Source organism: Pectobacterium aroidearum, assembly GCF_041228105.1.
Lineage (GTDB): Bacteria > Pseudomonadota > Gammaproteobacteria > Enterobacterales > Enterobacteriaceae > Pectobacterium > Pectobacterium aroidearum.
Window position 1 is genome coordinate 5,260,928 of record NZ_CP166097.1, and the last position, 20,531, is coordinate 5,281,458.

Here is a 20,531-nt window from a genome sequence, read left to right on the forward strand (position 1 = left end):
GTAAAAATTCTGGTTTTCATGATTTTTGTTAATTTTTTCATGAAATAACTCGTTACTTTTCCTTACGCCCCTCATAATGTCGGGCGCTATTTAAACGCAGCAAAACAGTGTTGCAGCTAAATAACGTTTTTACGGCATTTTCATTATGAATCAATAACAGGGCTTTGCTCAGGGTTAATGGATTGTCACTAAGGGATAGTGTTATGAATAAAAAAGTCGTTCTTTGTTCTGTATTCATGTCAGCAGCGTTATTGAGCGGATGTGCTACAGAGTCTTCCCGTACCGTAGAAGCACAAAAAGTTACTTCTTACAGTACGCCTTATCAGGGCGTTCGTAGCCCGATTTCCGTCGGAAAATTTGAAAACCGCTCTAACTACATGAACGGTATTTTTTCTGATGGTGTTGACCGCTTAGGTAATCAATCCAAGACCATTCTTGTTAGCCATCTTCAGCAGAGTGGCCGCTTTAACGTGTTGGATCGCACCAATATGGAAGAGCTGAAAGCAGAAGCGGGCATTAAAGGGCAAACGCAGACGCTGAAAGGCGCTACCTATGTTGTTACCGGCGATGTGACCGAGTTTGGTCGCAAAGAAGTGGGTGACCATCAACTGTGGGGCATCCTTGGTCGCGGCAAAACACAGGTTGCTTACGCAAAAACCACGTTGAATGTGGTGAACGTACAAACATCTGAAGTCGTGTATTCCGTACAAGGTGCCGGTGAGTACACCTTGTCCAACCGTGAAATTATCGGTTTCGGCGGTACGGCCAGCTATGACTCTACGTTGAACGGTAAAGTGCTGGATTTGGCTATTCGTGAAGCCGTCAATAATCTGGTTGCGGGAATTGAAAGTGGTGCCTGGCGCCCAGCGAACTAATGGAATAGGAATATAACCATGTTATCTCATAAGAAAATTGTCCTGCTGCTTGCAGCGACAGTACTGGCTGGCTGTGCGTCCCAGCCAAAAACCATTTACAGCTGGGAAAAATATCAGCCGGCTCTTTACGATTACTATCAGCAAGATAAAGTTGGCCCTGAGCAGCAGATTCTTGCTTTGAATGAATCGATCGAAAAAGCGAAAGCCGCAAATAAACCTGTCCCACCGGGACTCTATGCTCAACTTGGGTTGCTGTATGCCAACACTGGCCGTGATAGCGAAGCTCGCCAACAGTTTGAAACTGAAAAAGCGAAATTCCCTGAATCAGCACCTTTTATGGACTTTCTGTTGAGTAAAAATAAAGGGAGCATTAAATGAATCGTTTCTTAGGATTATGTGGTCTGGTTTTTGCGCTGGTGCTGACCGGTTGTGCTAAACCTGTGCCTTATGACTACACGGCATTTAAGCAGAGCAAGCCTAAGTCTATTTTGGTATTGCCGCCGGTTAATCATTCGCCGGATGTGAAAGCGAGCTATAGCCTGCTTTCACAAGTTACCTATCCGCTGGCGGAATCCGGTTATTACGTCTTGCCTGTCGCTGTCGTAGACGAAACGTTCAAACAGAATGGTCTGTCGACCGCGGCGGATATTCATGCGCTGAGTACGGCGAAGCTGCACCAAATCTTTGGTGCTGATGCTGCACTGTATTTGGACGTAAAAGAATACGGCACGTCATACATCGTGATTAGCAGCGAAACCCGCGTTTCTGCGGATGCACGTCTGGTTGATCTGCGTACCGGAAAACTGCTGTGGAGCGGAAGTGCAACGGCGTCCAGCAACGAGCAGCAATCAAATTCTAACGGCGGCATCATCGGTGCTCTGGTGCAGGCTGCGGTGAGCCAGATTGCGGACACGATCTCTGACAAAGGCCATGATGTTGCTGGCGTGACCAGCTCGCGCTTGCTCGCGGCGGGTCATCCACGCGGGATGCTGTACGGGCCTCGTTCACTGCAATACGGTAAAGAAACGTACTGATCTGCCAGATAGTACGTCGCTAAATCATCAACGCCGTTCATTACTGAACGGCGTTTTTTATTACCTTAATCCGGTCGTCGGTGATGCTACGCGTCAGCGGCCTGGTTACGATGTTGTTTATGATTGCGCGTTGTCCAGACGAAGGCGGACGTTAACAGCAGGATCAGCGTTGCCGCTGCCAGTACGATGGAAAACCCGGAGTCAAAGGCGGAATGTGCCTGTGCGGTCAGAAGTTGCTGCATATTTTCCGGTAAGGATTCGGCAAAAATTAACGCCTCATCCAGGCTGTCATACGCGGTGTCCGGTGCGGTAAACCCAGCAGGCAGCATAAACGTCGCAGAATAAGCGAAAGACAGCAAACTGCCCATCAGCGTCACGCCCGTCGCGCCCCCTAATTCATAGGATACCTCTTCGATTGAGGCCGCCATCCCTGCTTTTGATGCTGGAGCAACCTGCATAATGGTGCTCGATGCGGCCGTCATGGTCGAACCTACGCCAGCCCCAATCACCATCAGGCTGATGACTTGTACGATGATGGGGGCATTGTGGAGCAGCAGATAGCTTCCCATACCAAGCCCGGAAACCAGCAGCCCTGCGGATAACATTGTCCCGCTATTTACGTGTGGCAGCATTCTTCCGGTTAACGGGCCTGAGATAAAGGACGCCAATGACAGAGGCAAAATAAACAGCCCTGCCTGTAGCGGAGACAGCCCGACCACAAGCTGTAGTCGCTGGGTGAAAGCCAGTTCCATTCCGATTAATGCGGCCGCCGCTACGATAGCCGCGGCTACTGCTGCGCTGAAAGGTCGCAGGCGGAAGAGAGAGAAATCGACTAGGGGGTGCTGGCTGTTACGCTGACGCCGCACAAACAGGGTAATAAACGCCACGCCGATCAGCAGCGCGATTAGCGCATCTTCATAAGACGGAACCCGCTTGCCCAGCTCTTTTATGGCATAGGTTACACCAATCAAACCCACCATAATTAATAGAGAACCGATGAAATCCCAGCGGTGTGAAGCATTACCCGGCCGGTGGGGAATGACGGTGATTCCCATGATGAGCGCAAGCAGAACGACCGGTACGTTGATGAGGAAAACCGAGCCCCACCAGAAGTATTCAAGCAGTATCCCGCCCATGACGGGGCCAAACGCGGCACCGCCGGATGCCACCGCAGCCCAGATACCAATCGCCAGTGCGCGTTCCCGTTCATCAGAAAAGGTCAGTCGAATAATCGAGAGCGTGGCGGGCATCATCATCGCCGCGCCAACCGCCAGCAGAGCGCGTGCGGCGATGAGCATGTGGGGAGTGGGAGAATAGGCGGCGAACAATGACGCCGCGCCGAAGACCAGCAATCCGGAAATAAACAGAGGTTTATGACCCAGCTTATCGCCCAGCGTACCCATTCCCAGCAGCAAGCCGGAGGCAACCAACGCGTAGATATTAACGATCCACAGCTTGTCCGATGCGGTGGCGTGTAGGTCGTGAGTCAGTGTCGGGAGTGCGGTGTACAGCACCGTCATGTCGATAACAATCAGGAACAGCGCACTGGAAACAATGGCCAGGATCAGCCACTTCTTTGGTGATTGCATAGCAAGTTCTCTACCGTCGATTTTCGTTTTCATCTGTAGGATAGTGCTCCGTTTATACCGATCAGGCATTCTAAACGGATGCAGGCACCATGATATTAGTTTTGTACCGAATTTACGCGATTACGTCCTTGCTCTTTTGCCATGTACAATAATTCGTCTGCTTCCTTAAACGCTTCATGGAAATCCTCAATTCTTTCCAGTTGAAAAAAACTGACTCCTATACTGGTTGTGCATCGAACAATATGACCATCTGAAATCGCTAATGGAGCCCCTTCTATAATAGACCGTATTCTCTCTGCGATATCTAAGCAGTCGTTGACTGAGAGACCTTGAATTATGATTAAAAACTCTTCGCCACCCCATCGACAGAGCAGGTCTTGAGGTCGGGTATATTGCTTAAGCGTTGTAGAAAATTCTCTGATGACGTTATCGCCTACAGCATGACCATAGGTATCATTCACTTTTTTAAAATGGTCAATATCAAGAACAAGCAGAGACATGACTTTATTATCCCCATCACGTGTGGAGTTAATGATATTCATCATGTGCTGATTGAGTGAACGTCTATTTAACATGCCAGTTAGAGCATCATGGTTGCTGATTAATTCTATTCTTTTTATGTTCTTTCTGTTTTTGTTAATAAAGAAAGAGGCGATAAGAACGGTGATGATAATCACTGATGTGTTGATTTGAAATAAATAAGATAATTCGAACAAATACTCCTTTTCTATTGTGTTATGAACATCTATTAATCTGTTTATATAGATGTAATTTAGTGCAATACCCGTTGCAGTGCACATTAAAATAATCTTGTTAAATGAATGGGATAACGAAAGATAAGTTAATGGCAATATTGCCAATACGCTGAGTGTGATGTTTAACGACGCTATGCAAAAGATAATAATGATAGGGTAAAGTATAAATAATGGTTTTTTGAATGTTTTTTTAATTGAAAATGTTGATATTTTAAAAATGTTTTTAACATTCCTTGTCACTTTTAGGAATAAAAAAACGAAAATAACACCAGAACTTAGCTCTTCGCTAAACCACTTTCTTGAAAGGATGAAAACATTGTCATCACTGGTTTTTGTGGACAAATACATCCCATAAAATAAAGCTGAAAAAATGGATCCTATAGAAATAGAAATAAATATAAAGAAAATGTAGTTTTTACTTAATTGACTGTAAGTCTTACCCCTTATCTTAAAAAATATAATTAATGTAATCCATGCAGTAATGAAAAAAACTGAACTTATCGCGCAGTGAATAATTTTTTCAAAAAAAGATTGATTGTTTTCAAGATAAATAGCGGGCAACAGCATGCCGAGAAAACCGACTATGCATAAAATAACGCTATGCAATAATTTGTTTTTTATGCTTTTATCTCGACTGCGATAGCGTATGAGAAAGCAAAATAATAGAATGTCTGCTGGCCAGAATAGGGAGGTATCGTCAAGTAGCCGAAAAGACAAACCTAAGTAACTCATTAGTAAGGTTGAACTGAAAATAATTAATAATTCATATGCGCGAATTTTCATTTTTTTTCCCGGTTAACCTATTTGCCCTGCATCACTTTTGTAGCAGAATCACTATAAATTACCTTCTTATTTTACATCATTTTATGAATTTCTGACGCAAGGATGATTAAGTGAAATCAATATAAGAATTCACTTAATCATGACCTTGCTATGTGTTGTGCCGATGAGAAATTAATAGGCGTGAAGGGGTGGGGGTCACGCCCCCAGAAGTGCTTGAATATCTTCTTTGTTTTTCAATACAAACAGCTGATCTTCTTCGTTATTTTCATCCGTTAAGCTGATATGGAATTGCTTGAGTGTTTCATGTAAACATGCCAGACGGCAGGATACATTCAACTCTCTATTGGTCATACCATATTCCAATTCCAACGCGCGTTGATGTGCCAGCGGCAGTTTATCGCTCGGAGCCAAAATTAACTGAAGATAGGTATGCCACGAATAATCGCTAGTGGGATCGATTGTCGAAAGTTCGACGCCTTCAATGCTGAGGATGCGCGTAAGCGTGAAGTCACTAAATTGCTGCCTGATATGACAGTAGGCACGCACTCGCCACCGAACGCCATCATTGCCTAAAGCGTGTGGGGAAATCAGCCGTGGCGAATTATCCATTGATGATGAGGATTGATAGCAGATGTTCACCGCCGTTTTGTCACGAATCGCTCTGACAATGACTTCAACAACCTGTTCATTGTAGATGTTGAGCGGGATATTCACCCAGCACACTTCTGGAGCAGACTCGATGAAACTGGCATCTGCTTCAAGGACGCCCGTTTTCATTGCCAATAATTCTGCTAAATAGCGCTGGGCGGAATTCTGTGGGTAGACCGCAGAGAATGTTGGCGTAGCCGTGTAAGTTTTGGTTCGTCGATCGTAGACCAGATTATAAGGGGCGAGCTCAATATATTTAGCGATATCGAGCGACGCCTGAGGGATAGATAACCCAAAAAAAGACGTTAAATCTGTACGATTTATGTGCCCACTCCACCGTAACCGAAAGTCGATGAATTGAAGCCGACGTTCCAGTCCCCAGCTGCGCCCTTTCACTACCTGTTCTGAACCTGTCATTGAAGTTTTCGCCATATGCGTATAAAAATTATATTGATAAAAAAACTATATGCATTATTATGCGCCAAACTGGCCTTAGCGTCTATCTCTGACTTCGAATCACGGGAGGGATAGCTGCATGCCGCGTTTAGACTCGATTAGAGGTGTTAAGTCATGAAACCAGCGTTCAACGATGTATTTGAATGTCATCCTGTCATCACTGGTGGGGAGATTCAGCGATGAGTTTCGTTAATTCTCATTCAAGCAGACTCAACCCAATATTATTTAACTTACTTAAATCATTAGTTTATTTTTCCTTTTCTGGCAGCGTGGTGGCGGCAGAATCTCATTACGACACATTAATCATCAATGCTCGTCAGGGGGATATATCCACGGCGACGTCATGGTTCGATGGGCAATCCAGAAACCGTGTATTGACCGCAGCTGAAGTAACCGACTGGCTACAAATTAACGGTTGGGCGGGAAAGGATGCTGAAGTGAGGCGAATTTGGGAAGCCTATTCGCCAACGATGTCACTGCCCGATCCTGCTCTGAGAGCGGCGGCGAAATCCTACCGTAATCTCCGTCAGTGGCAGCCATCAGTGGCGTTATGGAGTCGGGTTTTGCAACGTTCTCCACGAGATGATGATGCACGTAGTGGTTTGATACTCACCCTCGCCGATGCCGGACAGACAAAAACAGCGCTGGAACTCGCTGAGTCTCGCGTTAAGCGTGAGCCAACGGCAAACCATTGGCGTGAATTAGCATGGGTGCAACGAATTGCGGGAAAGCACACTGACTCTCTCTTTTCTATCATTCAGGCTATGCGTTATGCACCACAGGATAAAGCCCTGCGCTATGACTACAGCGATATTCTCTCCAGCAATAATGTTAGCGCGCCAGCGTTAAACGCTCTGGAAAACGGCAAGCTCCACGGCGTCCAGACCGACGAAAGGCAGCGTCAGCGAGAACTGGAGGCGGCGGCGGAATTGGTCCGTCTTGCGTTTATTGCCTCGACAACGGAGAACGAACGTTTCGTTGTGGCGGATCGCGCTTTAGCGCGTTATAGCGCCTTGATGAATCAATGGCGAACGCATCCGTCAGCAAAAGCCAGTTATCGCCATGCGCGAATTGATCGGCTAGGTGCATTGCTGGTTCGCTATCGCATGGAAGAGGTTATTTCGGAATATCAATCCCTCCTCAAAGAGGGAGATATTCCCAGTTATGCTCGACGCTGGGTCGCTTCTGCTTATCTCTATTTGCAGCAGCCAGAGAAAGCAGAGCAGATTCTCAGCGCGGTAATACAGGAAGATCCTTCGCAACGCTTGCAGATAGCGCGGCAAGGCGATTTTTTCTACAGCATTCTGGAGAGTGAAAAAGTTGAACAGGCAACGCAGTTGTCCGTTCAGGCTGGAGAAAAAACACCTTATAAGAAAAGTGTTTATGGTTTATCAACCTTCATACCTAACGACGATTGGGTTGACATCAAATACCTGCGTATACAGTCACTGGTTTCTCATAACGATTTTCCTGCGGCGCAACGACTGGCGGAACGTCTGGCTTTTACCGGGCCAGGAAACCAAGAGCTGAATATACGTTTGGCCGAAGTTTATCTCAGCAGGGGATGGCCGCGTCGTGCCGAAACGTTATTAAAGCGAGTTGAGTTGTTGGAGCCAAGATCATTCCGGTTGGAAACCCACCAGGGACTTACTGCATTGGAATTGCAGGAATGGCGCCAACTTGAACAACTGACTGACGATACTGTAACCCGCTACCCAGATGATTTCTCTGTGAAACGATTAGCGCGCCTGCGTCAGGTTCATCACATGGCGGAGTTGCGTATTGCTGGCGCTCAGGGGCTCAAGTCTGACAGTCCAACGAAAGGAATGAACGACACTGAGATTGATGCCGTGCTCTATAGTCCGCCGTTTGCCGACCATTGGCGTGTGTTCTCTGGGGGGGCTTTTAATCAAAGCGATTTCAGTGATGGGCAGGCGACCCACCGCACTCTTCGCGGCGGCGTGGAATTTACCGATCGTGACCATTGGGCTGAGGCTGAGCTTTCACACCGAAATTTTGGATTGGGTTCTGATATCGGCGGGCGTCTCTCTTATCGCCATGATGTTAATGACTTTTGGCGTGTCGGCCTTAATGCCGAACGGCTCATGCGCAGCACACCGCTACAGGCACTTAAAAATGGCGTAACGGCCAATGGTGCTGGAGGGTATGTGCGCTGGCGGCAAAGTGAACGGCGCTCATGGCAAGCAGACCTGTCGCACGGGTGGTTTTCTGATGGCAACAGGCGTCAGGAATATGCACTGAGTGGGCAAGAACGCGTCTTTTCATCACCGTCTTTAGTCATCGATTTCACCCCGTCGCTCAGTGTGGGGGCGAACAGTCAGCAAAACACTCCTTATTACAATCCACGGAAGTATGTGGCCGTATTACCCGCCTTAGCCATCGATCACTTGCTTTATCGACATTACCAGACGGAGTGGCATCAAGAGATAACGGCGGGTGTCGGGCGTTACTGGCAGAAAGACGCCTCCGCTGGCGCCATCACCCAACTCGGATACGGGCAAAGAGTACGGTGGAACGACGTGCTGGATACGGGGGTGAGCGTTCAGTGGGATAAACGGCCTTACGACGGCAAGCGGGAACAGAATGTGTCGCTGTCTTTTGATTTGAATTATCGGTTTTGAGGAGAAAGGTGATGTCATTCATACGACTACGAAACGTTGTGATGCTGCTGGGGGTGTTAATGATCACCGCCTGCGCACATTCCGTTGACGTGAAATATAGCTCACCCGCAGAACGCCCGGTTTTGGTCAAGGAACAGCCGTGGAAAGCCAATCAATATATCGTTATTGCTTATCACGATGTGGCAGATAATGGAGCCGATCAACGTTTCATGGCGGTACGCACCAGCGCACTGAATGAACACTTTGCCTGGTTGAGGGAAAATGGTTACCACCCGGTATCCGTTGATGACATTCTGGCTGCGGGCGCAGGGGGGAAACCGCTACCAGACAGGGCGGTGCTACTGACATTTGATGATGGTTACAGCAGTTTTTATCATCGCGTTTACCCTCTGCTGAAAGCCTATGGTTGGCCGGCAGTACTGGCACCCGTAGGGCGCTGGTTGGACACACCTGAAGATCAGCCGGTGGATTTTAGTGGTGTTCAAATACCTCGCAACCATTTTCTTACCTGGCAGCAAGTCGGTGAAATGGCGCAATCTGGTCTGGTAGAAATTGGTGCCCATACCTATGACTTACATAAAGGGATTCAGGCAAACCCGCAGGGCAACATGGAGCCCGCCGCCGTTACTCGTCAGTATTTTCCTGAGAGCAAGCGATACGAAACGCGAGATGAGTATCGTAAACGTTTTGCGCATGATACGAATCTCATTACTAAAAGGATCGCTGACGCGACGGGGAAAAAGCCTCGGGTTTGGGTTTGGCCTTATGGTGCGGTAGGAGGCGATGCCCTAAACATCGTTAAGCAACAGGGTTATCAGCTGGCACTCACGCTTAAAAATGGGCCCGCATCAACCGACTCACCCTATAGCGTTCCTCGCATACTGATTAACAACAATCCCGATGTACAGCAGTTTGCGCTGTTGGTTAGCTATGTCCGTGAACCTGAGATGATACGGGTTGCGCATATCGATCTGGATTATGTTTATGACACCGATAAAGCGCAGCAGTCTCGTAATATCGATGCATTAGTTCAGCGCATTGCCGACTTGCGTATTAATACCGTCTATCTTCAGGCTTTCTCCGATCCGAAAGGAGATGGCAACGTAAAGTCACTCTACTTCCCTAATCGTTGGATGCCCGTTCGAGAAGATTTATTCAATCATGTGGCCTGGCAGCTAGCATCGCGAGCGCTTGTTCGCGTTTATGCCTGGATGCCGGTACTGGCCTTTGATATGGATGATGAAACGTTGCCGCGCGTTGAGCGGATTGACAGCGAGAGCGGCCAGCGAAGTATCAACCGTAGCCAATATAGACGTTTATCGCTATGGGATGCGGAAGCCAGAAGACGAATTAGTGATATCTATGAAGATCTTTCTGCCTACGCCATGTTCGAGGGCATCTTATTTCATGATGATGCCGTGCTGGCAGAGGATGAAGATGCAAGCCATCCGGCGATGCAGGCATATCGGAAGGCTGGATTCCCCGACTCGATTGCCAGCATTCGTCGTGATCCCGAGCTTAATGCACGCTGGACGCGGTTTAAAAGTAAAGCGCTAACGGACTTTACGCTCGACCTGGCGGCCCGTGTGCGTGACATTCGTGGCCCGCAAGTTCGTACCGCACGTAACATTTTCGCATTACCGATTATTGAACCGGAAAGTGAAGCATGGTTCTCCCAAAATCTGGATGACTTCCTTGCCGCTTATGATTGGGTTGCCCCCATGTCGATGCCATTGATGGAAAACATCGCGCCCAAGGACAGCAATGCGTGGTTGCAAAAGTTGGTACAAGAAGTGGCTCGTCGCCCTGGCGCGCTGAATAAAACGGTTTTTGAACTTCAGGCTCGGGATTGGCGTGTCCCGGAAGAGCCGTGGTTAGACACCGAACAATTGGTTAAATGGATGACCGTGTTGCAACTGAATGGTGCGCAAAATTACGGTTACTATCCGGATGATTTTCTTAACAATTCACCTGAATTGGAAAGCATCCGCCCCATGATTTCACCAGAATGGTATCCACTGCCATGATAGAGAGAATCTTAGCTTTCTTAATCTTATGTCTGATGCTCGGCATCCCTTTTGGCGCGATGTTTTCCTTTACGGGGGATGTCGTTCTTAACTTTACCTTTTTCTGGCCTTTATTTATGTCGGGGATATGGATAACGGGAGGGCTGTATTTTTGGTTTCACTATGAACGCCATTGGCGCAAGGGAGCAGAGGGGATACCCGATGAACCCGCCGGTCGCCCGTTAGTTTCGATCCTGATCCCCTGCTATAACGAAGGGCCTAACGTATGTGAAACGATTGAAGCGGCATTAGCACAGCGTTATACCCATATCGAAGTGATCGCGGTGAATGACGGTTCCAATGATGACACGGGAGATGTGCTCGATCGGTTGGCGAACCAATATGACAAACTGCGAGTCATTCATCTGGCGAATAATCAGGGCAAGGCGGTGGCGCTTCAAACCGCGTGTGCCGCGGCCAAAAGCGATCTGCTGGTGTGTATTGATGGCGATGCACTTCTCGATCCCGATGCTGTCGCCTATTTAGTTAACCCGTTGATCAATAATCCTCGGGTCGGCGCAGTAACGGGAAACCCAAGAATAAGAACGCGCTCGACGCTGATTGGGCGTATTCAGGTTGGTGAATTTTCCTCAATTATTGGGTTGATCAAACGTACACAGCGCGTTTACGGCAAAGTGTTCACCGTTTCTGGCGTTATCGCCGCTTTTCGTCGCAGTGCGTTAGCAGAAGTTGGCTACTGGAGTACCGATATGATCACGGAAGATATCGATATTAGCTGGAAGCTCCAATTGCGCCATTGGTCGATATTTTTTGAGCCAAGAGCACTGTGTTGGATTTTGATGCCGGAAAAACTCTCTGGCTTGTGGAAACAGCGGCTACGTTGGGCGCAGGGCGGTGCCGAGGTCTTTTTAAAAAACTTCCGTCATTTATGGTCATGGCGCTATCGCCGCATGTGGCCGTTATTCCTTGAATACTCGATTTCAATATTATGGGCCTTCACTTATGCCATGAGCGTCTTGTTGTATTTATTAGGCTTTTTAATACAACTGCCTGAGGGGATTCGGGTAGAAACGCTCTTTCCTCCCGCGTTTACCGGCATGATGATTGGCGTGGTCTGTTTAATCCAGTTTGCCGTCAGTATGTTGATCGAACGACGCTATGAGAAAGATATTGGCAAATATCTGTTCTGGGTAATCTGGTATCCCATGGTGTATTGGACGTTGAGTCTGTGTACCAGCCTGATCAGTTTTCCAAAGGTCATGCTGCGTTCCCGTAAAAAACGAGCGCGTTGGGAAAGCCCAGATCGTGGTATTGAAAGAGGATAAATGATGCATTCACCTTTAATCATTTCTGAAAGACGCTGGTTTCCACTCTTTGTTGATTCTTTCCTGACGCTATGTGGATGGGGAATTTTTATTTGGCTGTTTTCCGAGGTATTCATCGGAACTTTTTTGAATAGTCATATGTCCGAACTGCCTACCTTTACCTCTGATGGTTGGACTATACCGATACATTTATGCATATTCCTGGTAAATGCGTCGCTCTTAATTGCCTGGGGGAAACTGGAGCACTATCGCTATCGTTCCAGAAAAGAACAAAGAACGCGTGCTGATGCGCTAGATGCCGAACGCGTTGCCAGAAGTTTTTCTTTACCGGATGGATTTTCTCAGGAATTGAGTCGTAACAAGATTCAGCGTGTTTGGCACAATGAGCACGGCATCATTGTTGGTATCGACAATATATCGTCGTGACCAACTAAAGATGCATTTTGGTTTATGGCGGTTGATGACGAGAGCAGGAAAGCCATTCTCTCTGATATCACCGCCTGTTCCTCATACTCGCTTCTTACTGAGCAAGGACCGCGCTTCAAGAGGCGCGCAGTTTACCTGACGGTTGTTTATCTGACCGCTGTTCACCCGATGGTTGTTCACTTGATTGCTGCGCCGCCATAATCTCGTCCAGATTCCCTTCGACCCATATCGCCAGCTCTTTTACCCGCACACCAACCTCTTTGCCTAATGGGGTGAGGCTATACTCAACATGTGGTGGGACAACCGGATAGGCCGTTCGCAGGACAAAGCCATCACTTTCCAGCCATTGTAGAGTCTGCGCCAGCATACGCTCGCTCACACCGCCAATCCGTCGACGCAGTTGACTAAAACGATGCGTATCATCAAGTAATGCAATCAGAATCAGTACGCCCCAACGGCTGGTAACGTGGTTAAGTATCTGGCGAGAGGGACATTTCTCAGCGAAGACATCACCAGTTGGCAGAAGGGGCGGCAATAAATCGATAGGCGTTTTAGATTGACTCACTATACTTACCTTTATGTATGTACTTACTTAAAGTTAGCTTTGCCGATATTATGCCATCCAGTTGTTGTTAACAAAAGACGGTTAACAAAAGATGGTTAATGAAAGACAGTCAATAAAAGGAGCTTGAGATGATTGCTATTACTGGTGCATCTGGCCAACTGGGCCGTTTAGTCATTGCACAACTGTTAGAGAAGGTTCCGGCGGGCGACATCGTGGCGCTGGTGCGTGATGTCAATAAAGTTGCCGATCTGTCTGCAAAAGGCGTGCTGGTGAAAGCGGCGGATTATAATCAACCTGAAGCGCTGGCGTCCGCCTTGCAAGGTGTGGATAAAGTGCTGCTGATCTCTTCAAGTGAGGTTGGCCAGCGTGCGGCGCAACACCGCAACGTCATTGAAGCCGCAGTGAAAGCCGGCGTGAAACTGGTTGCGTACACCAGCCTGCTGCACGCGGATAAGTCCCCTCTGGCGCTGGCGGAAGAACACCGTCAAACGGAGGCCTTGCTGAAGGACTCTGGTTTACCGCATGTCCTGTTGCGCAACGGCTGGTATACCGAAAACTATGCGGCCAGCATCCCTGCGGCGCTGGAACACGGTGTGTTTATCGGTAGCGCAGGCGAAGGCAAAATTACGTCTGCAACCCGTGAAGACTTCGCCGCCGCTGCGGTCGCGGTGCTGACGCAGGAAGGGCAGGCTGGCAAGGTTTACGAACTGGCTGGTGATGAACCTTATACGCTGGCGGAACTGGCTGCTGAAATTAGTAAACAGTCGGGTAAATCTATCGGTTATCAAAACCTGTCTGAAGCAGAGTTCACCGCTGCACTGGTTTCCGCTGGGCTCCCCGATGTTTTCGCGCAGATTATTGCGGATTCTGACGTCGGTGCATCCAAAGGCGGGCTGTTCGATGGCGGTAAGCAACTGAGCCGTCTGATTGGTCGCCCAACGACGCCGCTGTCAGCCGTAGTGAAAGCAACGCTGAAGTAAGTGTCACGATAGGCTCAGCATGAATGCTGAGCCTATTATTGCACTGCCTTGTCAGAACAGACCTATCCTTAGTCACATCGTTTATTTATCAAGATGTTGGGGTGCTTTCTTGCACTTGGTTACTCACGCTTTGTTTCTTTTTGGCCGTCAGTAAATTGCCTACAGGCTGCTCGATGAATTGATAAAGCAACCAGCCGGCGATAAGACTAACCGCTCCAGCGGCAATGATCAGCAGCGCGGCGTCTGCCACACCGTATTGATTGCCATCAGTCCATTCATTCAGCAAGCGAAGCACTAAGAAATGGATCAGATAAAAGCAGAAAGAAATGCTTCCTAACCATTGCATTGGTTTCGCATGTAAAAACGAACGTTTCCCTTGTAGATCGCTCGCCGCGAGTGAACCTATTAGTAATACCAGCGGAATAAGAGTCACCAAATTGAAACTCAGCAGGAAAGGCATAAAAAGATCAATGCAATAGGTCAGTGCAGTTAATATTACGCTTGTCGTTACTGAAACGGAGATCCATTTTCCTTCCTGAATAATACGTGACAGTAACATACCAATAGTGAATTCAAAAACGCGTGTTGGTGGAAAAGTATAGGCAAACCACCATTGAATTTCACCCACTTCAAAAGGCCAACCTTCGATCAGTGGAACGGTGGGTAATAACGTATAAATTGCGCCATAAACGCCAATTAAGGCGGCGTAGCATAATAATACGGACACCCATAAAGACTCCGTCGGTATTTTCTTGACGACCTTGAGCAGGAAAGGGTAAACAATATAAAGGAAAACAATCACGGAGAGAAACCAACTGGGGACGTTGCCACCAATATAGATATCGCCCTGTGGTATCCATGTCTGTATCAATAATAAATTGGGTAACCAGACATCAACACGTCCAACACTTATTATTCCAGTAAAAACAAGTAGGATGATAATTAACATGCTTACAGGGTATATCTTTGCGAATCGTTTCTTATAAAATTGAAGCGGGCTGCGAACGGATGGCGATGACCAATTCATGACAAAGCCGCTCAGAATAAAGAAAAACGATACGCTTACCCATCCCGCCTTACTCAAGACAAAAGAGTAGGCTTCACCGATAGATTCATCCGAGAACAGGTTTAGCATATTCCCGATCGATGTGTGAAAGAGATACACAAGAAGGGCTGCAATAATACGAGTACCATTCAGAGACGGTAGGTTAGGGAGATAACCTTTTTCCGTTCTCTTTATTACAAGATTACTTTGATAATAATTTGAACTGTCATCTTTTACAATGAGGTTATTGTTCATTTCTCTTATCACCTATTTAAGCGTTATGCGAAAAATAAGACAAGATGCCTATCATTAAAAAATGCATAAATAGCACTCTATATAATAAAATCGTGTTTCTTTATAAGAAAAATAAATGGCAGGGATAAATAATTATCCTGCAAGGTAAAAATTGGGTTTCAATTTATTAATACCACAATAACTTTTGGTTCACAAAATAGTTTTTTAATTTTTCATTTTATTATCTTTTATCTATTCGTTTTATAATGAATTTTATTTATCTCTAACGGATTATATCTGTGAGGAATTGGGGAAAGGAAAATAGCGGCGGGGACGATTAATTTGAATAGAAATTGGTTTGCTGGTGGGGGAATTATGCAAGAGTTATCAGAGAGTTCTGCCATATTTGAATGTCATCAACCTGATAAGAAAAGTGGGGGCTGTTGAGATGTGTCCTGCTTATTCCTTTTTCTGTCCACTGAACCGCAAAAATGGTGCCGCCCTACACTGGCTATTTGCCTGCTCCTTTCCATGATGTGACTCCGGGTGGACGGCAGGCGAAAGCTGGGCGGCTAATTTCTGGGCTGAATTCCGTTTACTATCTTATTTCCCGATACAGAAGCTCGAAAAGATACGGCCTAACAGGTCGTCAGAGGTGAATTCACCGGTGATTTCACTCAAAGACTGCTGTGCCAGCCGTAGTTCTTCTGCCAGCAGTTCGCCCGCGTAGGCGCTCACCAGCTGTTCTTTCCCCTGAATCAGATGCTGGGCTGCCAGTTCCAGTGCTTGCAGATGGCGGCGTCGTGCCAGAAAACCACCTTCGGTGTTGCTGGTGAATCCCATGCTTTGCTTGAGATGATCGCGCAGCGTATCCACACCGTCACCCGTACGGGCGGAAAGACGGATAAGTGAGTGAGTGTTCACATCCTCGATACCAAGCGTTTCACCAGTAACGTCAGCCTTATTGCGCACTACGGTAATCGGCAACGTTTTTGGCAGGCGAGCCATAAATTCCGGCCAGATCTGCTCAGGTTCAGTTGCCTGCGTGGTGGTGCCATCGACCATGAATAGCACGCGATCGGCCTGCTCGATTTCCTGCCAGGCACGCTCAATACCAATGCGTTCCACTTCGTCGCTGGCATCGCGTAGCCCGGCGGTGTCGATGATATGCAGCGGCATGCCGTCGATGTGGATATGTTCACGTAATACGTCGCGCGTGGTTCCTGCGATATCCGTCACAATCGCGGCTTCACGACCCGCTAATGCATTGAGTAGGCTAGATTTACCCGCATTAGGCCGACCCGCGATCACGACCTTCATTCCTTCACGCAGCAGGCTACCCTGATGCGCTTCGGCTCGGACGGCATCCAGATCGGCCATCACGCCATTGAGCTGTGACTCAATTTTGCCATCGGAGAGAAAGTCGATCTCCTCATCTGGGAAGTCGATGGCAGCCTCGACGTAGATTCGCAGGTGAGTAAGTGCTTCCACCAACTGATTTACACGGGTGGAAAATACACCTTGCAGAGAGTTCAGCGCTGAGCGAGCAGCCTGTTCCGAACTGGCGTCAATCAGGTCAGCAATAGCTTCTGCCTGCGCAAGATCGAGTTTGTCGTTCAGGAAGGCGCGTTCAGAGAATTCACCGGGGCGTGCAATGCGCACGTTGGGCAGTGTCAGAATACGTTTCAGGAGCAAATCAAGAATGACCGGACCACCATGTCCTTGAAGCTCCAACACATCTTCACCGGTAAAGGAGTTTGGGCCGGGAAACCAGAGGGCGATACCCTGATCGAGCGTGGTGCCGTTGGCATCGCGGAACGGCAGATAATCGGCGTGACGCGGTTTAGGGAGCTTACCTAGAACGGCCTGTGCCACCTCGGCGGCGGCCCGTCCTGACACGCGTAAAATACCCACGCCTCCGCGTCCCGGTGGCGTGGCTTGGGCGACGATGGTGTCGGTATTGCTCATGATATTCTCTCTGCGTTGATGCCTGTCTGTCAGGCTATTTTACGTATCGTTAGGTGATAAAACAGCTTATAAAAAAATAAGGCGGTCAATGACCGCCTTACGCTTTCTATCGGTTAGCTATCAACCGGATTACTTTTTCTCGCGGCTATGCAAACCACGTTTTTCCAGACCGCGGTAGATCAACTGCTGCTGGAGAATGGTAACCAGGTTGCTGACGATGTAGTACATAACCAGACCTGACGGGAACCACAGGAAGAAGACCGTAAAGATGACCGGCATGTAGGTCATGATCTTCTGCTGCATTGGGTCGGTCACGGTGGTTGGTGACATCTTCTGGATGAAGAACATCGTCACGCCCATCAGGATCGGCAGAATGTAGTACGGGTCTTGTGCAGACAGGTCATGAATCCACAGCGCGAACGGTGCGTGGCGCAGTTCAACGGAGCCCATCAGCATGTAATACAGCGCCAGGAAGATTGGCATCTGAATCAGCAGCGGGAAGCAACCGCCCAGTGGGTTCACTTTCTCTGACTTGTACAGCGCCATCATTTCCTGACTCATGCGCTGTTTGTCATCACCAATACGCTCACGCATTGCCTGCAATTTAGGTTGCAGCAAGCGCATTTTCGCCATTGAGGTGTATTGCGCTTTCGTCAGCGGGTACATCACGCCACGTACGATAAAGGTAATGGCAATGATGGAGAAGCCCCAGTTGCCGATAAAGCCGTGCAGGAATTTCAGCAGCTTAAACAGCGGCTGAGAAATAAACCACAGCCAACCGTAATCCACTGTCAGGTCCAGATGCGGCGCGACAGCAGCCATCTTGTCCTGAATTTCCGGGCCGACCCACAGGGTGGCGTTCAGATTCTGTTGACTGCCCGCGGCAACCACAACTGGCGCAGCCTTGAAGCCAATCGCAGCCTGACCGTTGCCCAGCTTATTGGTATAGAACGTATTCGCGCCTGCCGTCGTCGGAATCCACGCGGTTGCGAAGTACTGTTGCAGCATCGCCACCCAACCACTGTTGGTTGTGATATTCAGATTTTCGTCCATGTCGCTGAAGCTGTACTTTTTGTACTTGTCTTCGCTGGAAGAAAACGCCGCGCCACGGTAGGTGTGCAGTGCAAAGTTGCTGCTGCCGGTGTCACGGTGCTTAGGCAAGTCGATAGACTGTTTTAACTGACCGAACAGCGTGAGTTCCAGAGGCTGAGCGCTGGTGTTGTTGACGCTGTAGTCAACGTTCAGTGCATAGTCGCCACGTTTCAGAACAAACGTTTTGGTATAGGTTACGCCGTCCGCAGCGGTGTACGTCATCGGAATGCGCAGTTCGTTCTGGCCATCAGCCAGCTCGAAGCTATCTTGTGTGGTGGTAAACAGCGGACGCGGGCCGTTAGCCGGGTTGTCCGGGCCGTTTTTGCCGGTCAAACCGCTCTGAGCCTGATAGACAAACTCTGATGTGGTTTCCAGCAGATGGAAAGGTTTATCTGAACCCAATGTATCCGGGTAAGCCAGCAGGTGCGCTTGCTCGACGTCGCCGCCACGCGTGTTGATGGTCAGCGACAGCACGTCGGTTTTCACCGTGATCAGTTTGCCTTGACCGCTAGCCGGTACGCCCTGGTTGGTAGCATCACCGGTCACTGCGTTCGTCGCCTGCTGTATGGCCTGCGTGGTTGCTGGCGGATTTTTATCCGTTTCCCAAGCCTGCCAAAGCATAAAGGTTACGAATAGCAGAGCGATGAGAAGAAGATTGCGTTGCGAATCCATCGTTAATGTTCTCTGTTATTGTCGGTTTTTGGCGGTACGGGATCATCACCACCAGGGTTCAAAGGATGGCATTTTAATACGCGTTTAAGCGTCAACCAACAGCCTTTTATCATGCCGAACCTGCGTATTGCTTCAATCCCGTATTGCGAGCACGTTGGCCGGAACCGGCAATGTGGTCCGAGTAACGGGCTGATAACGAGTTGATAACCACGTATCAACCCGATCAGGAGTCGGGAGCCAAACGACGGTGCCGACGCCATAGTTTTTCCAATGCTTCCGTCAGGGTGCGGTTATCCAGCTCAGATACCCCTTTTTTCACGAGCACGACAAAATCCATTGCAGGCAATGAATGTTGATGCAGGCGAAAGCTTTCGCGCGTCAGGCGTTTAATCCGATTGCGTTCATGAGCACGTTTTACATGCTTTTTGGCGACGGTAAGACCGATGCGGGGATGCCCCAGCGAGTTCAGGCGGCCGAGAATGGTGATTTGCGGCGTGCCAGCCCGTTGCGGTTGCTGGAAGACGAAAGTGAAATGACTGGGAGTTAACAAACGTAACTCCCTGGGAAATGCGAGCTTAACCACTCGGTGGGTTAGCTTTTATTACTTAGAAACAGACAGACGAGCACGGCCTTTCGCACGACGGCGGGCCAGAACTTGACGACCATTCTTGGTGGCCATACGAGCACGGAAACCATGGCTACGGTTACGCTTCAATACGGACGGTTGGAAAGTGCGTTTCATGGCGATTTCTACCTAAACTTGGAAAATTATAACTTCACAGTAAACGCGTTTGGCTGTTCGGCGTGAAAATGACCGACGCCTCAATCGCATATCACAGTCTATATAACGGAAAGAGGCAGGATTGTAATAATTGTACAGTCCTGAGTCAATTAACATCACACTTCACACGCCAGCCATTCCGATTATTTTTGGAATTTCTGCCTGCCAGAGCACAGAAAAGGCGTAGACGCGCGGGCAGGGAATTATACGGACTCTATTGCAAAGCGCAAGGATCCTCCTACGATCTGTCCAGTAAGATCATGATCGATGTCACCGTAACGATCGTGCCTCCGAGGGTATGCTTGAATACGTTTAATAAGGAGTGGGTAAAATGTGTACCCGCCTTCCATTTGGCGTGCAGCAGGGAGCTGCGATAAGAATAGCCTGTGGATAAAAAGGATCGAAACTGTGCAGAAGGGGAAGATCTCTTTGGCGGATTAGGTTATGATCCGCGGTCCCGTCAGCGATCCTTTTGAGGGATCGTCGGGATACATCGCCGCGCTATGTGGTGTGTCTGCTGTCTGAATTGAGCATGAAGCAAGTGTGGATGACGCAGGCGCCAAAAAATCATGAGTCACATAAATAACGTCTTATTCTTTTCTTTTTGATCGTTCTTGTTCGAGTGGAGTCCGCC

18 protein-coding genes are annotated in these 20,531 nt (G+C 48.4%); 8 read left to right on the plus strand and 10 right to left on the minus strand.

The annotated features are described in order from the left end of the window. Positions 1 to 203: 203 nt before the first annotated feature. The 3 genes from AB8809_RS23700 to AB8809_RS23710 are packed head-to-tail and all read left to right on the plus strand — an operon-like array spanning position 204 to position 1,909. The gene (locus AB8809_RS23700) at positions 204 to 875 is read left to right on the plus strand and encodes a CsgG/HfaB family protein (protein ID WP_015842352.1); all 672 of its coding nucleotides are present in this window, start codon (positions 204 to 206) and stop codon (positions 873 to 875) included. An 18-nt stretch (positions 876 to 893) separates the two neighbouring features. After that, entirely contained in the window at positions 894 to 1,253 is a 360-nt protein-coding gene (locus tag AB8809_RS23705) for a DUF4810 domain-containing protein (protein ID WP_015842353.1), read from the plus strand. Continuing rightward, positions 1,250 to 1,909 (plus strand): DUF799 domain-containing protein, encoded by a 660-nt coding sequence (locus AB8809_RS23710; protein ID WP_015842354.1) that lies wholly within the window; start codon positions 1,250 to 1,252, stop codon positions 1,907 to 1,909. Before AB8809_RS23705 ends, AB8809_RS23710 begins: the two co-directional genes overlap by 4 nt. An 86-nt stretch (positions 1,910 to 1,995) precedes the next feature. Here AB8809_RS23710 and AB8809_RS23715 read toward each other — a convergent pair whose 3' ends face one another. The 3 genes from AB8809_RS23715 to AB8809_RS23725 form a co-directional block, all read right to left on the minus strand. After that, entirely contained in the window at positions 1,996 to 3,498 is a 1,503-nt protein-coding gene (locus AB8809_RS23715) for an MFS transporter (RefSeq protein ID WP_225181719.1), read from the minus strand. 95 nt (positions 3,499 to 3,593) lie between these two features. Continuing rightward, a complete protein-coding gene (locus tag AB8809_RS23720; protein WP_349855523.1) occupies positions 3,594 to 5,036 on the minus strand; it encodes a GGDEF domain-containing protein in 1,443 nt (480 codons plus the stop codon). 195 nt (positions 5,037 to 5,231) lie between these two features. Then, positions 5,232 to 6,116: a WYL domain-containing protein gene (locus AB8809_RS23725; protein ID WP_349855524.1), complete on the minus strand. Its 885-nt coding sequence runs from the start codon at positions 6,114 to 6,116 to the stop codon at positions 5,232 to 5,234. A gap of 203 nt (positions 6,117 to 6,319) precedes the next feature. On the opposite strand from AB8809_RS23725, the gene pgaA reads away from it, so the two are divergent. From pgaA to pgaD, 4 genes are read left to right on the plus strand one after another with little or no spacing between them, the layout of a single operon-like run. Beyond that, entirely contained in the window at positions 6,320 to 8,782 is a 2,463-nt protein-coding gene (gene pgaA / locus AB8809_RS23730) for a poly-beta-1,6 N-acetyl-D-glucosamine export porin PgaA (RefSeq protein ID WP_349855525.1), read from the plus strand. An 11-nt stretch (positions 8,783 to 8,793) separates the two neighbouring features. Beyond that, positions 8,794 to 10,809: a poly-beta-1,6-N-acetyl-D-glucosamine N-deacetylase PgaB gene (gene pgaB / locus AB8809_RS23735; protein ID WP_349855526.1), complete on the plus strand. Its 2,016-nt coding sequence runs from the start codon at positions 8,794 to 8,796 to the stop codon at positions 10,807 to 10,809. After that, positions 10,806 to 12,134: a poly-beta-1,6-N-acetyl-D-glucosamine synthase gene (pgaC, locus tag AB8809_RS23740; RefSeq protein WP_100017886.1), complete on the plus strand. Its 1,329-nt coding sequence runs from the start codon at positions 10,806 to 10,808 to the stop codon at positions 12,132 to 12,134. Before pgaB ends, pgaC begins: the two co-directional genes overlap by 4 nt. Further along, a complete protein-coding gene (gene pgaD, locus AB8809_RS23745; RefSeq protein WP_228483959.1) occupies positions 12,135 to 12,560 on the plus strand; it encodes a poly-beta-1,6-N-acetyl-D-glucosamine biosynthesis protein PgaD in 426 nt (141 codons plus the stop codon). It begins immediately after the preceding gene. Between the two features lie 115 nt (positions 12,561 to 12,675). Here the strand turns inward: pgaD and AB8809_RS23750 are convergent, their stop codons facing one another. Further along, positions 12,676 to 13,125: a helix-turn-helix domain-containing protein gene (locus AB8809_RS23750; protein WP_181830446.1), complete on the minus strand. Its 450-nt coding sequence runs from the start codon at positions 13,123 to 13,125 to the stop codon at positions 12,676 to 12,678. 128 nt (positions 13,126 to 13,253) lie between these two features. On the opposite strand from AB8809_RS23750, the gene AB8809_RS23755 reads away from it, so the two are divergent. Then, complete coding sequence (locus AB8809_RS23755) at positions 13,254 to 14,105, plus strand: SDR family oxidoreductase (protein WP_015842363.1); 852 nt, start codon at positions 13,254 to 13,256, stop codon at positions 14,103 to 14,105. Positions 14,106 to 14,193: 88 nt separating this feature from the next. Here AB8809_RS23755 and AB8809_RS23760 read toward each other — a convergent pair whose 3' ends face one another. The 6 genes from AB8809_RS23760 to rpmH all read right to left on the minus strand — a co-directional run bounded on the left by AB8809_RS23760 (position 14,194) and on the right by rpmH (position 19,858). Beyond that, positions 14,194 to 15,405, minus strand: a complete 1,212-nt coding sequence (locus AB8809_RS23760; RefSeq protein WP_205947317.1) for an acyltransferase — start codon at positions 15,403 to 15,405, stop codon at positions 14,194 to 14,196. Positions 15,406 to 15,987: 582 nt separating this feature from the next. Continuing rightward, positions 15,988 to 17,352, minus strand: coding sequence for a tRNA uridine-5-carboxymethylaminomethyl(34) synthesis GTPase MnmE (gene mnmE, locus AB8809_RS23765; protein ID WP_015842365.1), 1,365 nt, complete (start codon positions 17,350 to 17,352; stop codon positions 15,988 to 15,990). 129 nt (positions 17,353 to 17,481) lie between these two features. Then, positions 17,482 to 19,116, minus strand: coding sequence for a membrane protein insertase YidC (yidC, locus tag AB8809_RS23770; protein WP_015842366.1), 1,635 nt, complete (start codon positions 19,114 to 19,116; stop codon positions 17,482 to 17,484). 2 nt (positions 19,117 to 19,118) lie between these two features. After that, the gene (gene yidD / locus AB8809_RS23775; protein ID WP_071821043.1) at positions 19,119 to 19,376 is read right to left on the minus strand and encodes a membrane protein insertion efficiency factor YidD; all 258 of its coding nucleotides are present in this window, start codon (positions 19,374 to 19,376) and stop codon (positions 19,119 to 19,121) included. After that, the gene (rnpA, locus tag AB8809_RS23780; protein WP_071821045.1) at positions 19,340 to 19,699 is read right to left on the minus strand and encodes a ribonuclease P protein component; all 360 of its coding nucleotides are present in this window, start codon (positions 19,697 to 19,699) and stop codon (positions 19,340 to 19,342) included. Before rnpA ends, yidD begins: the two co-directional genes overlap by 37 nt. Before the next feature lie 18 nt (positions 19,700 to 19,717). Further along, positions 19,718 to 19,858 carry a 50S ribosomal protein L34 gene (gene rpmH, locus AB8809_RS23785; protein WP_015842368.1) on the minus strand — a complete coding sequence of 47 codons (141 nt, stop codon included), beginning with the start codon at positions 19,856 to 19,858 and terminating at the stop codon, positions 19,718 to 19,720. Positions 19,859 to 20,531 lie beyond the last annotated feature (673 nt).